Raw genomic sequence first — 14,106 nt, 5'->3', positions numbered from 1 at the left:
AGGCACGCAATACGATGAGCGATCACGATCCGATCGGCGGCACGGCCGAGCCAGAAGCGAACACCGCCAACGCGGATGTCGCCATTGTGGGCATGGCTTGCATGTTCCCCGGAGCTCGAAACCTAGAGCACTTCTGGTCGAACATCCTCGGCCAGGTAAGCGCGATCGGTGAACCGTTGCCGGAGTGGGGTGCTGAGCGCCACTACCTGCCGGACGATGCAGACCGCAATCGGATCTCCACCACTGCTGGAGGATTCCTGCGCGATCTCTACGCCTTTGACAGCCTCGAGTTTGGCATCATGCCCAACTCCGTAGACGGCGGTGAGCCCGATCACTTCCTAGCCCTGAAGATCGCTCGAGACGCGCTGGTGGACGCGGGCTATCTCGAGGCGGATCACACCAAGACGGGCGTCATTCTCGGTCACAGCACCTACCTGCATCGCGGCAATGCGAACGTCGTTCAGCACGGGGTCGTCGTCGATCAGACCGTGGAGCTCCTGCGCGGCCTCCTGCCAGATGCACCCGATGATGCCTTCGATCGCCTGCGCGAGGAGATGCTCGCCAAGCTACCCCCCTTCAATGCCGACATTGCGCCAGGCTTGGTACCTAACGTGATGACCGGGCGTATTGCCAATCGCCTCGATCTAAAGGGGCCGAACTACATCATCGATGCCGCCTGTGCCTCGTCTCTGCTCGCCGTGGGTGCAGCCATCGAGGAGCTTCGGCGTGGCGATAGCGACCTCATGATCGCCGGCGGCGTCAACGCTAGCATGCCGGCAGAGGTGCTCGCGGTGTTTACGCAGCTAGGCGCACTCTCGGATAGCAACGCCCCGCGACCCTTCGACGCTCGGGCCGACGGTACGCTGCTTGGGGAAGGCCTTGGCGCTGTAGTGTTGAAGCGCCTGGATGATGCTCGCCGCGACGGCGACCGGGTCTACGCGGTGGTGAAGGGCGTTGGTCACTCCAGTGACGGGCGAGCCCTAGGCTTGCTTGCCCCGAATCGCGACGGCGAGATCCTCGCCATGCAGCGCGCCTACCGCCAAACCGGTGTTCCCGTGGAGAGCGTCGGCTTGCTCGAGGCTCACGGTACTGGAATACCCCTCGGCGACAAGACTGAAATCGGCGCCCTGACGGAAGTGTTCGGTGGTCGCGAGGGGCGTCTGCCATCCGCAGCCATCGGCTCAGTGAAGTCGATGATTAGCCATACGATCCCGGCGGCAGGGGTGGCCGGGTTGATCAAGATGGCGCTTTCGCTCTATCACCGCACCTTGCCGCCGACCTTGTGCGAGGATCCAAACCCTGCGCTCGAACTCGAGCAAACGCGGTTCTGCGTGAACACGGACACGCGACCGTGGGTGCAAGCGGGGGAGGCGCCGCGCCGCGCCGCGGTGAACGCCTTTGGTTTCGGTGGGATCAATACCCACGCCGTGCTCGAGGAGTTCGACAGTAACGTCGAAGCTGAGGGCTCCGCGCTCTACGAGTGGTCGAGCGAGTTGGTGGTCATGAGCGGTGACGACCGCGAGGCCTTGGTGAGCGAGCTGGAGACGGTAGCAGCGGATTGCGATAAGGCAGGCGCGCGCTTGCGCGACATCGCCTACACGGCGTCGGAGCGCAGCGAAGGCGGTCGTCAGCGTTTGGCGATCGTCGCTACCAGCATAGAGGATCTGCGCGACAAGCTCGGCCGCGCGCGAAAGCGTCTCGCCGATCGCGGTCGATTACAGTTCCAGACGCGCAGCGGCATGTATTTCAGCGCAAAGCCGCTCGGCGGCAAGGTCGCTTTCCTGTTCCCCGGTGAAGGGGCTCAGTACCACGGTATGCTCTGTGAGCTCGCTCTCGCGTTTCCTCAGGTACGCCAGTGGTTCGACTTCTGGGACGGCATCTTCGCCGGACAGCGCGAGTTCTCACCCTCCAGCGCCGTGTTCATGCCTCCCAACGGCGTCACGGACGAGAACCGCGAATGGCTCGCATCGCAGCTGCACACGTTGCGCATCGGTTCCGAGTCCATGTTCATCGCCAACCAGGCAATCTTTCACCTGCTCAAGGCGTGCGGGGTAACGGCCGACGTGATGGTGGGGCACTCGAGTGGCGAGAACAGCGCGCTCGTGGCTTCGGGCATGATCCGTCTCGAGAGCAAGGACGAGCTGCGCGATCATATCCGCAACCTCAACCGTATGTACGAACCCATGGAGGCGGCCGGTGCCGTGGCCCGCGGGGCGTTGTTGACGGTTGGGGCTGTGCCGAGGGAAGACGTACAGTCGCTCATCGCGCAGTCCAACGGCGAGGTGCACCTGGCGCTCGATAACTGCGCGAACCAAACGGTTCTGTTCGGTTCTCAGGAGAAGATGGAGGAGGTGGCCGCGGAGCTTCGCCGTCGTGGTGGCCTTTGCGTGTTCTTGCCCTTCGACCGGGCGTACCATACGCCGCTCTTCTCGCCCGTGGCGGAGGCCGTCGAGTCCTTCCTGCAGGAGGTGGAGTTCGTCGAGCCCGCGGTGCCCGTGTACTCCTGTGTGAATGCTGAGCCTTTCCCCGCTGAGGCTGGCCAGAAGCGGCACCTGGCAGCGGTACAGTGGGCGTCCACCGTGAAGTTCGTCGAGACCGTTGAGCAGCTGTACGCGGACGGCGTACGCCACTTCTTAGAAGTGGGGCCGTCCGGCAACCTCACCTCCTTTGTCGACGATATTCTGCGCGACCGACCGCACGTGGCCGCTTCCGCCAACAGCCGCTCGAAGCCTGATCTACAGGTCTTGCAGCAGCTGCTCGGTCGACTCTACGCCGCAGGCCAGTCCATGCGCTGGGAAGCCCTCTACGCCGGGCGCCAGGTATGCCGCACGGACGCCGAGCATTACGCGGGCAAGGGGCTGCGGCCCGCATTGCCTGTGCCCAACACGTTGCCCTACATCCGCTTGGACGACGATACGGTGGCCGAGCTGCGCGAGGCGATGGTGCCGAAGCTGCCCGCCACCGTCCACGAGGCCCTGCCGGCGGCGCTCCCTGTTCCGGAGGGGCGTTCCCTAGCACCACCCACGGCTGATACGGCTGATACGGCTGGCGAGGGTGATGCGGCCACCGACCTAATGCGCGCGCACCTCGGTTTGATGCAGGACTTCCTCCATCAGCAGACGCGCGTCTTCGACGCCCTGGGGGGAACGATTCCGGGCACCACCGTGTCGGTCTCCCAGCCCCCGCATGTGCAAGCCGATGTTCCCGCCCTGGCCGCCCCGCAGGTTGAACCGCCCGCGCCCGGCCGTGCCCTTGTCTCTCGCATCCTCACGCACTCGCAGACGGAGGTGACGGCCGAGTTCGACTTCGACCTCGCGCGTCAGCGCTTCCTACGTCATCACGTACTCTATGCGCGCAGCGTATCCGACCTCGATCCGTCCCTGATGGCGTTGCCCGTATCGCCGCTTAGCGTGAGCCTTGAAATGTTGGTGGAAGTCGCGGCTCTGCTCACGGATCAACCGCTCGTGGTGGCTCTGGAGAATGTCCAAGCCTTCAACTGGGTGGCCGTAGATGCGGGGACGCGCACGATTCGCCTACGGGCTAAGCGGGGCAACAGCGGCGCGCGCGTAAGGGCTTGGCTGGAAGATGAGATGGGGCAGCTATTGGTGGAGGGCGAGGTGATCTTCGCCGAGGCGCCCCTGCCTGACGGTGGTCTAGTGGAAGCGCTGCGCTCGCCGCGTGCGCCCCTGTGGGAGGACGCGGACCTCTACACCACGGGCATGTTCCACGGTCCCCTGTTCCACTCCGTAGCGAGCCTCCTGGCCTTCGATGAGACGGGTATGGATCTGCGGCTTGCCAACACGCCAACCGGCGGCTTCTTCGAGGAGGAGCACGCCAACGGGTTCTTCCTAAATCCCGTGCTACTCGATTCGATCGGCCATCTGACGGCCTTTTGGTTGGCGCAGAGTCTAGGCACGGATTTCTCGTCCTTCCCCTCCAGCATCGGCCGTATCGAGCTACTGCAGGCCCATCGCGAGGACACGGGTGACTGCTACCTGCGTGGTCGCCTCGGCTTCCTCGATGGCGACGCCTCCAACGCCCGCTTCCTCGGCGGTAGCTTCGACTGTCTCGACAGCGAAGGTCACGCCGTCCTGCGCATCAGCGGCTGGCGCGACCGTTTCTTTCGCGTGCCCCACAGCTTTTATGAGGCGCGAACGAACCCGCGCGAGGGTTGGTTCGGTGAGGACTGGACGCCACTCTTCCCGGAGGCCGAGGCCGACGCTGTCGTTTGGTATCTGCCCGCGTTCCCCCATGGGTTCTTGGAGGATGCCGGTGCCGTCTGGAAGCGCCTGCTCGCCTTCACGGTGCTGAGCGCTGCTGAGCGGGCCGAGTGGCATGAGCTGCGCCTAAATCCGAAGCAAATGAGTGAGTGGATCGTTGGCCGCCTCGCACTCAAGGAGGCCGTTCGCTACTGGCTCGCGCAAACCGAGGGTCTGCTCCTATGCCCGGCAGACATCACGGTCGGCCACGACGGGCAGGGTCGGCCCCAGGTTCACGCAACGGGGCTGGACATTCAGATGCCCGCCGTCTCCCTCGCCCACGTGGGCGGTATGTGCCTGGCAGCGGTTACCCACGGACAGCACGAAGTGGGCGTTGATCTGGAGACGCTCGGACGCGTCGAACTTGGCTCGTTCCTCGACGGTGCCTTGACTGCCGCGGAGCGGGCGTTGGTGGCGTCCCGGCCAATGGATGCGCGCGAAGACTATGCCCTGCGCCTCTGGTGTGCCAAGGAGGCCGTGGCCAAGAGCTTCGGCACTGGGTTGCAGGGTCGACCCTCCGACTTCGAGGTAGCCACTGTGGATGAGACGCAGCAGGTGGCGACAGTGGTCGCCCACGGGCGCACCGTAGCGGTCAGCGTGCGTCGACACGAGGATAAGATCGTCGCCCTGGTTCGGGGTGGCGATGGTTCACCCTTGGCGGCATGATGCCGCCGCACGACGAGAAGAAGATGGAGTGCCTGCGATGAGTGACATCATCATCGAGCCGTTTACTGATGTGGCTGGCGCCGTGGCGCGCCTGAGCGATCCTGTGGTGGATCTGGATGCGCTAGACATCGCGCCCGCGCAGCAAGCGCTGAAGGACTTCGGTGCGGTCGTCTTCCGCGATTGGAAGATCAGCCTCGAGCAGTTCGAGGCGTTCTCCAATCGTTTCAGCGATGACTACATGGACAACACGGGCAGTGGCTCTTACCGCAAGAATGCCGAAGATGGCAAGGACGGCACGATCCAAAACGTGGCCTACGTCTACGGTGTCAAGAAGCAGCGCACCTTCGGCCTGCCTCTGCACGCGGATCGCGCCTACGTGAAGACCCAGCCCGAGCTGATCTGGTTCTACTGCAAGCGACCAGCTGATGAGGACGGCCTAACGTTCATCGCCGACGGCGAGCGCATTTGGGAGAGCCTGAGCGACCACGCGCGTGAGGTGTTTGAGGCGCGTCGCCTGAAGTACATCCGGGACTACCCAGATGGGCAATGGCAGGTGGCCTTCCACAGCGATGATCCGAAGGAGATGCGGGCCTATTGCGAAGACAACGATCTCGCCCTGGAGATGCGTGACGACGGCTCGGTCGTGACCGAGTACGTGAAGCCGGCGGTGGTGCCGAGCACGCGTTTCCGCGATCGAAAGGCCTTTGTGAACAGCATTCTGATCCAGCACTGGCAGGAGGAAGGCCTCGGGCGCAAGAACGCCCTCGTGCGCCTAGAGGACGGCGAGCCGATTCCTAGTAAGGTGCTGGACGAGGTGAAAGAAGTAGGCGCACGGCTGACTCGCGAGATTCCGTGGGCGGCGGGCGACTTTGCCATGATCGACAACACTCGCATGATGCACGGCCGCACGTCCTTCGAGGACCACGAACGCGACGTGTACGCCCGCATGTGTCGCAGCGTAGCGTGGTGAGGTAGATGACCGCCGCTGCCCTAGCTCCTCTATTTATCTTGGCGCCACCGAGGTCCTTCACCTCGGTGATCTGCGGGATGGTGGGGCAGCACCCCGATCTCATGGGGCTGCCAGAGGTGAACCTCTTTGCAGCCGACAACTACTCCGGGCTCAACGATGGCATCTACAAGCTGCGACCGGGCTTCCGCCACGGCTTGCTGCGGGCGGTTGCGGAGATCGGTCTCGGGGAGCAAACGGCGCAGAACATCGATGCGGCCGCAGGTTATCTAGAGGACAACAGCGAACTGCCAAGCGGGGAGATCTTTAAGGATCTCGCCACGTGGGCGATGCCGAGGCGTCTGGTCGACAAGAGTCCGATCTACGTCTACAGCGAGTCCTCCCTCGCGCGCATCGCCGAGACCTTCCCCGACGCCCGCTACCTTCATCTAACCCGTCATCCGCGGGGAACTTGCGAGTCTGTGTTCAAGCTGCGCGAACGCGTGCAGGGGGCAGTATCCCGCCTACGGGGCGGCGCCGGCGGTGAGCGCCCCGGCAAGGGACGCGGTGGCAATCGCCTCGCGGAGGTGGAAGATCCTGAATCCATGTGGCTCGCGCCGCACCGGCGCATCATGCGCTTTCTAGGCGATGTGCCCGAGCCGCGGCGCCTGTGGTTCCGCGGCGAGGATTTCATGGCTGCGCCCGAGGAACACCTCAGGCAGGTAGCCGAATGGCTGGGCGTGGACGCGGATGCCCAGGCCATCGAGGCGATGAAGCACCCCGAGAACTCACCCTTCGCCTCCCTGGGACCTCCAAACGCTCGCTTTGGCAACGACCCGAGCTTTATGGAAAGCCCCGAGCTGCGCCCCTACGAGCCGCGACCGCAGCAGCTCGACGGAATCCTAGCGGGCAGTGACGGTATCGAACTCAGCGACGCGGTCAAGGAATGCGCACTCGGGTTTGGCTACAGTTGAGCCCTGCCTCGAAGCAACACGCGATCGGCCTGAGCGGACCGATCCCCACGAACCACCCAATAGCGATCCTCACACAATGAGCAGAGACCTCGCCGACAAACTGGAGCCCCAGAGCATCCACCACGATCCGAATCAGGAAGGCCTTCAGCTGGAGGACTTCGAACTGATCGATCTGCCGCCCTGGAACTCCGCGACCCGAACCAGCCAGGCCGCCCTCTGGTACAAGGGCGCCCTTTACGTGGGCACGGGCCGCGCCATGCTTGGCTTCATGGGCCGCTACACAGCGCGCCAGGGCTCGGGCCTACAGGATCAGGGCCGCTTCGGCTCCATGCGTGCTGACACGGGCGGCAACGATGACGAGGGCGCGCAAATCTGGCGCTACGACCCCACCACCCGCGAGTGGAAGCTGCTCTACGACAGCCCCATGGTCGAGGGTCGCGATGGCACCACGCGCGTGCGCGATCGCAGTATCCGCGCCGGTGGCATCTGCCAGGCTAAGGGCGATAAGGAGCCCGTGCTCTACATGGGCATCGGTACCTTGGAGTACCAGTGTGTGTTCTTGCGCTGTGAGGACGGCGAGAACTTCGTGGAATGCGACCAGCAAGGCTTCGGCCTCGGCGATGAAGACGTGCCGTCCGTGCGCAACATAGAATCCGTCAACGGCAAGCTCTTCTCCACGCCTACGGGCAAGAACTTCGGTCGAGGCATGTTCGATGACAACCTCACCGATTTCCCCTACATCTACGAGACCGAGGATCCGCTGCACGGGAATTGGGTGCCCACCTGCGAACGAGCCTTTGGCGATGAGACCAACCTCTCGATCAACGAGATCAAGGTTTTCAACGGCCACCTCTACGGGGCCACGATCAACAAGCGCAAGGGCTTCCAGATCTGGAAGTGCAAGCCCGAGGGCAAGCCGCCGTACAAGTGGACCAAGATCGTGGAGAACGGCGCCTGGCGCCCGATCAGCTCGGTTCCCTCATCGATGACCGTGTTCAACGGTGCGCTCTACGTCGGCTGTACTCTCCAACGCCAGGGACGTGGCGGACGCGATCGCTTCGGCCCCTTCCCAGCGGAGATGATACGAATTCACTCCGACGACAGCTGGGATCTGGTCACCGGGCAGCCGCGCTTCACGCCGCACGGCTACAAGCGCCCGACCAGCAACCGTCTCGGCGGCCTCGACGACTTCTTCACCCACGTGTTCTGGCGTTTCGCCGAGCAGGACGGTTGGCTTTACCTCGGTACGGCGAGCTGGAAGTGGATGCCCACCTATCTGAAGGACCGCTGGGATCTCTCGGAAGAGAAGTACGCCTGGCTGGAGGAGGAGACCGCCAAGCGCGAGGAGGGCGAGTTTCGCCTCTGGCGCACGCGCGACGGGAACGACTGGGAGCTTGTCAGCGACGTCGGGTTCCCTGGCGGCAACCCCCTCAACTACGGCATCCGAGAGGTGGTGGGTACGCCCGTGGGCCTGTTCGTCTTCCCTACTTGTAAGGCCGGCGCCAACAAGGGCGGCGGACTGGAGATCTGGCACGGCAAGAAGGTGAACCCATGAGCGCGCCTGAACCGCTCTTTATCCTGGCACCGCCGCGGTCGTTCACGTCCGTCGCGTGCGCCATGATCGGCAGCCATCCGCAGATGTGTGGGCTGCCCGAGACCAACCTGTTCGCCGCTGATAGCTACGAGGAGCTCACGCGGCTGTATCGCCTGCGGCCCCGCTTCCAGCACGGCCTGCTTCGCGCCGTTGCCGAGCTCGGACTCGGCGGTCAGGCCGAGTCGGACATCGAAGCAGCGAAGCGCTGGCTCGAGGAGAATTCCCATCTCACTTCGGCCGAGATGTTCAACGACATCCGCAACTGGGCCGCGCCGCGCGCCGTGGTGGAGAAAAGCCCTATGTTCGTGTTCCTGGAAGGCGCCCTCGACCGCATCGTCGACGCCTACCCGGAGGCCCGCTTTCTGCACCTCACGCGCCATCCGCGCGGCACCCTCGAGTCGAACTACGAGACGCGCCAGATGCAGGAGAAGGCGACCGGCAAGATGGGCCTCGGTCGCAGCGACGAGGGCGATGACAACATGACGCCGGAGAAGATGTGGCTGCAGCCGCACCTGCGCGTCATGGAGACGCTCGAGACATTGCCCCCTGACAACTACATGACGCTGCGCGGCGAGTCCTTCATGTCGGCGCCGGACGTGTACCTGCCACAGATCTGTGAGTGGCTCGGCATCAGCACGGCGCAAGCCGACGTGGACCGGATGATGAAGCCGGAACTCTCGCCCTTCGCCTGCATGGGGCCGTCCAACGCACCGCTCGGCAACGATCCTAACTTCCTGCGTAGCCCGGAGCTGCGACCCTACAAAGAGAAGGAGAGTGATCTCGACTCGCCGATGAGTTGGGATGACTCGCTGCACTTCGACGAAGCGGTGCAGCACTACGCTATGTATTTCGGGTACTGAGCGATGGCCGAAGAACGTAGAGCGCCGCTGATCATCCTGTGCCCCATGCGATCGTTCTCTTCGGTCGTGTGTGCCGTGCTGGGCCAGCACCCACAGACCTACGGCTTGCCGGAGGTCAATCTGTTCATGGCGCCGACGGTAGGGGAGCTGATGAACGCCCACGCCTCACGCCCCCACGGCGCCCATGGGCTGCTGCGCACGCTCGCCCAGCTGCAGCACGGGGAGCAGACCGAGTCGACCGTGGCGGCCGCGCAGGGATGGCTAGACGAGCGATCCGACTGGACGACTGGGCAAGTCTTCGAGTTCATCTGCGAGCAGGTGGCACCGAAGATTGCCGTCGATAAGACGCCACGCACGGTCCTGAGCCCGGCGTATCTGGAGCGCGCCTACGAGAGCTTCCCCGACGCGAGCTTCCTGCACCTCACGCGCCACCCACGTTCGACCGGCAAGTCCCTGCTCAACAACCTGAAGCGCAACAGCGAGTGGGGCGGCACCTTTGATGCAGACCGTGTGGATCCGGAGAACATCTGGCTCCGCGCCCACACCAACATCACCGAATTCGCCAGCACCCTGCCTGAAGGCCAGTGCCTGCGGATAAAGGGGGAGGACTTGCTCACTGACCCCGACCTCTACCTGCCGCAGATTTGCGAGTGGCTCGGTATCGACACCAGCGCGGAGGCGATCGACGCTATGCTCCACCCGGAGCGCTCGCCCTACGCCTGCTACGGCCCGGAGAACGCGAAGATGGGCAACGACCCTGAATTTCTCGAGAAGCCGGCCTTCCGCCGGGCAGTGGTAAAGGAGCCAGAGCTCTACGGTCCGCTCGACTGGTCCGGTGAAGAGTTCCGTAAGGAGACCATCAAGCTATCTCGGGAGCTCGGTTATGCTTGATGGCAGCCGTTTCACGGAGATCGGTGCCGGCGGCATCGGCAACCCCCGCAGCCTGGTCGCCCAGTCCATGGCCTGGTACGACGGCCACGTGTACCTCGGCGTGACTCACCCCACGGGCGAAGGGCCCGAGGACGCCGCGCGCATCTTGCGCTACGACGTGCGCGCGGATGAGTGGGAAGTGGTCTACGAATCCCCCCTCGTGCAGGCCGATGAGAATGCCATCGTCAAAGACGTCTACCGCGGCGAGGGCGCTCGCGCCCTTGGTAAGCTCCAAGACGAGGAGCAGCTCGTGCCGCAGTACCGGGGCTTCCGCTGCATGGCCGTGTTCCAGAAGGCGGGCTCCGACAGACCCGTCCTCTTCGCGAGCACGCTTTCGCATTGGGGCTCGCAGCTGATCGCCAGTGAGGATGGTCGCAATTTCCACGCCGTGTGCGAACCCGGCTTGGGCGATCCCGACACCTTATCTTTCCGGTCCATCATCACCTTCAAGAACAAGCTCTTCGTCTCGCCCGTGGGCAGCGTGAAGGAGGGCGTCATGGATCGGAACTTTGGCGATGTCGCAAAGCTGTTTGTCTCTGACGACCCCCTGAACGGCGGCTGGGAAGAGGCCATGCCGCACAGCTTCGATGATGTGACCAACCTCTCGGTCTTTTGCATGGCGGTCTACAACGATCAGCTCTACGCGGGGACGGGGAATCCGGAGCGCGGTTTCGAGCTTTGGCGAACGGATGCTGACGGTAAGCCGCCCTACAAGTGGACCCGCGTGCTGACCCGAGGGGCGGAGCGCTTCAACGTCAACGAAACCACCGCGTCGATGACGGCGTTCAACGGCGCCCTCTACGTGGGCAGCGGGCTGCCGGGGCTTGGCTACGACAAGGCGCACGACGTCGGACCGGCGGCGGCGGAGCTGATCCGCGTGAACGCGGACGATAGCTGGGAGCTGCTCGTCGGTGCCTCCCGCTTCACTAGGGACGGCCTGAAGATACCCCTCTCGCTGATGGGCCCCGGCTACGACGATCACGCCAACTCAGCCCTTTGGGCCATGGCGGCCTACAAGGACGCAATCTACGTTGGTACGCACCATTGCCAGGCCTTCCACGACGCTCTCGGTGGTGCCGAGCACATAGGCGGTGGTTTCCAACTGTGGACCAGCCAAGACGGGGAGCACTGGGAGGCGGTGACGATGGACGGCTTCGACGATCCGTTTGCCACCGGTGTTCGTACCTTGCTGCCCACCCCGATTGGGTTGTTCCTCGGTACATCGACGCACCGAGAGGTTCAGCGCCTTTGGACCAAGCGCACCGGACTTCCGATCCAGCGGGAAGGCACCGGACTATCGGTTTGGTTAGGTAGATAGGTCGGTCGGTATGATCCTAGATCGCAGCCATCGGTGGCACCAGAGCGTTCGAGTGTGGTCGCTGCTCGCCCTAGGGGCTCTAGGCGTTCTCGCTGGCGGCGGCTGTATGGAGTCAGGGGATGCCGTCGCAGCAGCCTCTGCCTTCGACAGTCGCACCCTGACCGTCGGCAAGGAGCGGCGTCAGTACGCGCTGTACACGCCGCAGCGACTGCCGCCGGCCGGAGAGCGCTCGCTGGTGCTCGTCTTTCACGGCGGCGAGGGCTCGCCGGACAAGATCGCGCGCCAAACGGGCTTCAACGAGGTGGCGGATGCGCAGGGTTTCCTCGTCGCCTACCCGCGCTCGATCGAACACTGGAACGATGGCCGCGCAACGACACAATCCTACGGAGATGACATCGGCTTTGCCCGGGCGCTGATCGACGCGTTGGTGGCGGACGCCGGAGTCGATCCGCGTCGCGTATACGCCACCGGTGCTTCCAACGGCGGCATGATGACCCTGCGCCTAGCCTGCGAAGCAAACGATGCGATCGCCGCCTTCGCACCGGTCATCGCGAGCTTCCCCGTGCCTTATGTCGAGCGCTGCCGACCAGAAAGGGCCGTTGATATACTCATGATCAATGGCCGCAAGGACCGCTTGATCCGCTGGGGCGGAGGGCGTATTCCGAAGGGACGTCGCGCGGGCGTAGGCGGGGAGGTCATCCCGGTAGCGCAGACCGTGGACTGGTGGCGCACCCATAACGGCTGCGCGAGTCCAACGCGCGATGATCTCGCCGATCGGGTGGATGACGGTACCACCGTCGTGCGTGAGCGTAACGGCGCTTGCGAGCGCGGCGGTTCAGTGATTTTTTTCGCCATAGAAGGTGGGGGTCATACCTGGCCCGGGTCTCCCGTTCCAGCCAACGCGCTGGCCGGGCGAATAAGCCAGGAGCTATCCGCCAGCCAAGTCATCTGGCAGTTCTTCGCCGACAAGCGGCTGTAGATGACAAAAACAACTATCAAAGGTGAGCAGATGAGTTCGTCCGCCAAGGATGCAAGCAGCGCGCAGGAGCAGTACGGCCTGACGCAGGAGCAGATCGACTTCTTCGAGGAGAACGGTTACCTCGGGCCGATGGAGGCGATCGGTGAAGCGGAGATGGGTGAGCTGCGTAGCTGGATCGACAAGCTTGGTTTTCTCGATGGCCCGTCGCCCGTGTATGACATGGGTGCTGACTACAAGCACCGCATCCTGCGAGACTGGCATCTGGTGTACAAGGAGCTGATGGAGCTTTCCTCGCTGCCCGTCATCGTCGAGGCGATGGCGTCGCTAATGGGGCCCAACCTGGTCCTTTGGCGCTCCCAGTTCCAGTACAAGGATTCTGGTGGCGGCGCGGTGGCCTGGCACCAAGATCTCGGCTTTCCTGGGCACCTGTTTCGCCCCGCCATCGATCCGGTGAAGAACATCTCCGCGTGGATCGCCATCGACGACTCCAACCTCACCAACGGCTGCGTGCGGATTGTGCCTGGCAGTCATAAGCGGGAGATCGAGCGGCGTATGAGCCGCGTCGGTCCGGAAGACAAGGGGCTGTTCGGTCGCCGCTACAAGGTGGAGTACGTAGTCGACACGAGTGATGCGGTCGCTCTCGTGATGAAGCCTGGCCAGTTCTTCCTGTTCAATGAGAGCTCTCTGCATGGGTCGACGGGTAATCCTACGGCTAAGCGTCGGATGGGCTTCTCAACGCGCGTCACCACGCCCGAAGTGAAGATCTATGAGGGGCAGGACGTGGACGGTCAGGGGTTTCCCCTGGACCACTACTCGCCAGTGCTGATTCGCGGAGAAGACAAGTACGACCAGAACGGAATCGTACAGGCGTCCGATCTGGAGTTCGTGACCCAGTAGGGGCTTGCTCGGAGGGTCGTTGCCGTCGGCTCCTCCCTCGAGTCTTCCAAAGGGAGCGCGATCAGGGCGATCGCGTTCCCGTCGTCTTAGCCCTTGTAGCTATCGAGCTCTTCGCGTAGGCGAGCCACCTCGTTCTCAAGCGCTTGGTAGCCGCGGGCGACGCCCTTTAGCGCCTTGTGCAGCGGCTTGTTGTCCTGGCCTTGCGTGTTCATGCGGGCGATCACTTGCTTGAGAATCTCCTTGCCCTTCGCCGCGGCGTCGTCACCGCCTGCGTTGGCGGCAGCGCCGCGACGCGCTTGGAGGGCGGCGCGACCGCCCCCGCCACCTGCGGCACGCCGCGCAGAGAGTGCACCGGACGGGCCCCCGCGGCCACTCCCCGGACGGGGACCGGTGCCGGAGCGTCGGGCACCAGCGATCGCCGCGCTGCCCTCGCCACCGGTGCGGCGCTCGCGAAAGGCGCTGAGGCGATCGTGGAGTGAGCCGCTCTCACTGTCCGGATTCGATTCTTCGCCCTGGGTTTCGCTCGGGGCGACCGCGCCGGGGATATCGTCGACGCTCAACGGCTTGTCTTCTTGTACGGCGGCAGTCTCCTGCGCCTGCGCCTTTTTCTTGCTCATCTCGTTCGTCCTCTTGTTGTTTGCCGACTGGTGTCGACGCAGGGCTTCCATGATGCGTGCGCTATC

At 64.0% G+C, this 14,106-nt stretch carries 10 protein-coding genes; 9 read left to right on the top strand and 1 reads right to left on the bottom strand.

Annotated features, from left to right (window positions below):
- The first annotated feature begins 14 nt into the window (after positions 1-14).
- The 9 genes from AAGA68_17420 to AAGA68_17380 all read left to right on the top strand — a co-directional run bounded on the left by AAGA68_17420 (position 15) and on the right by AAGA68_17380 (position 13,423).
- Positions 15-4,925 carry a beta-ketoacyl synthase N-terminal-like domain-containing protein gene (locus AAGA68_17420; GenBank protein ID MEM9386844.1) on the top strand — a complete coding sequence of 1,637 codons (4,911 nt, stop codon included), beginning with the start codon at positions 15-17 and terminating at the stop codon, positions 4,923-4,925.
- Positions 4,926-4,962: 37 nt separating this feature from the next.
- Positions 4,963-5,895, top strand: coding sequence for a TauD/TfdA family dioxygenase (locus tag AAGA68_17415; protein ID MEM9386843.1), 933 nt, complete (start codon positions 4,963-4,965; stop codon positions 5,893-5,895).
- Positions 5,896-5,900: 5 nt separating this feature from the next.
- Positions 5,901-6,845: a sulfotransferase gene (locus tag AAGA68_17410; protein ID MEM9386842.1), complete on the top strand. Its 945-nt coding sequence runs from the start codon at positions 5,901-5,903 to the stop codon at positions 6,843-6,845.
- 76 nt (positions 6,846-6,921) lie between these two features.
- The gene (locus AAGA68_17405) at positions 6,922-8,400 is read left to right on the top strand and encodes a hypothetical protein (GenBank protein MEM9386841.1); all 1,479 of its coding nucleotides are present in this window, start codon (positions 6,922-6,924) and stop codon (positions 8,398-8,400) included.
- Positions 8,397-9,299: a sulfotransferase gene (locus tag AAGA68_17400; GenBank protein MEM9386840.1), complete on the top strand. Its 903-nt coding sequence runs from the start codon at positions 8,397-8,399 to the stop codon at positions 9,297-9,299. The genes AAGA68_17405 and AAGA68_17400 overlap by 4 nt, the downstream gene beginning before the upstream one ends.
- 3 nt (positions 9,300-9,302) lie before the next feature.
- The gene (locus AAGA68_17395) at positions 9,303-10,190 is read left to right on the top strand and encodes a sulfotransferase (GenBank protein MEM9386839.1); all 888 of its coding nucleotides are present in this window, start codon (positions 9,303-9,305) and stop codon (positions 10,188-10,190) included.
- Entirely contained in the window at positions 10,183-11,547 is a 1,365-nt protein-coding gene (locus AAGA68_17390; GenBank protein ID MEM9386838.1) for a hypothetical protein, read from the top strand. Before AAGA68_17395 ends, AAGA68_17390 begins: the two co-directional genes overlap by 8 nt.
- Positions 11,548-11,557: 10 nt before the next feature.
- On the top strand, positions 11,558-12,526 hold the full coding sequence (locus AAGA68_17385) for a PHB depolymerase family esterase (GenBank protein MEM9386837.1): 969 nt from the start codon (positions 11,558-11,560) through the stop codon (positions 12,524-12,526).
- 30 nt (positions 12,527-12,556) lie between these two features.
- Positions 12,557-13,423 (top strand): phytanoyl-CoA dioxygenase family protein, encoded by an 867-nt coding sequence (locus tag AAGA68_17380; GenBank protein MEM9386836.1) that lies wholly within the window; start codon positions 12,557-12,559, stop codon positions 13,421-13,423.
- Positions 13,424-13,509: 86 nt separating this feature from the next.
- On the opposite strand, the gene AAGA68_17375 is transcribed toward AAGA68_17380, so the two are convergent.
- A complete protein-coding gene (locus tag AAGA68_17375; GenBank protein ID MEM9386835.1) occupies positions 13,510-14,040 on the bottom strand; it encodes a hypothetical protein in 531 nt (176 codons plus the stop codon).
- Between the last annotated feature and the right edge of the window lie 66 nt (positions 14,041-14,106).

The organism is Pseudomonadota bacterium, assembly GCA_039193195.1.
Taxonomy (GTDB): domain Bacteria; phylum Pseudomonadota; class Gammaproteobacteria; order Steroidobacterales; family JBCBZW01; genus JBCBZW01.
Note: the sequence above shows the minus strand (reverse complement) of the source record. Positions and strands in the feature narration are given on the sequence as shown.

Excerpts from the sequence above, each read along its gene's own strand:
- AAGA68_17405 (MEM9386841.1), top strand. The coding sequence starts at position 6,922 with ATGAGCAGAGACCTCGCCGACAAACTGGAGCCCCAGAGCATCCACCAC.
- AAGA68_17420 (MEM9386844.1), top strand. The coding sequence starts at position 15 with ATGAGCGATCACGATCCGATCGGCGGCACGGCCGAGCCAGAAGCGAAC.
- AAGA68_17410 (MEM9386842.1), top strand. The coding sequence starts at position 5,901 with ATGACCGCCGCTGCCCTAGCTCCTCTATTTATCTTGGCGCCACCGAGG.
- AAGA68_17395 (MEM9386839.1), top strand. The coding sequence starts at position 9,303 with ATGGCCGAAGAACGTAGAGCGCCGCTGATCATCCTGTGCCCCATGCGA.
- AAGA68_17385 (MEM9386837.1), top strand. The coding sequence starts at position 11,558 with ATGATCCTAGATCGCAGCCATCGGTGGCACCAGAGCGTTCGAGTGTGG.
- AAGA68_17400 (MEM9386840.1), top strand. The coding sequence starts at position 8,397 with ATGAGCGCGCCTGAACCGCTCTTTATCCTGGCACCGCCGCGGTCGTTC.
- AAGA68_17415 (MEM9386843.1), top strand. The coding sequence starts at position 4,963 with ATGAGTGACATCATCATCGAGCCGTTTACTGATGTGGCTGGCGCCGTG.
- AAGA68_17380 (MEM9386836.1), top strand. The coding sequence starts at position 12,557 with ATGAGTTCGTCCGCCAAGGATGCAAGCAGCGCGCAGGAGCAGTACGGC.
- AAGA68_17375 (MEM9386835.1), bottom strand. The coding sequence starts at position 14,040 with ATGAGCAAGAAAAAGGCGCAGGCGCAGGAGACTGCCGCCGTACAAGAA.
- AAGA68_17390 (MEM9386838.1), top strand. The coding sequence starts at position 10,183 with ATGCTTGATGGCAGCCGTTTCACGGAGATCGGTGCCGGCGGCATCGGC.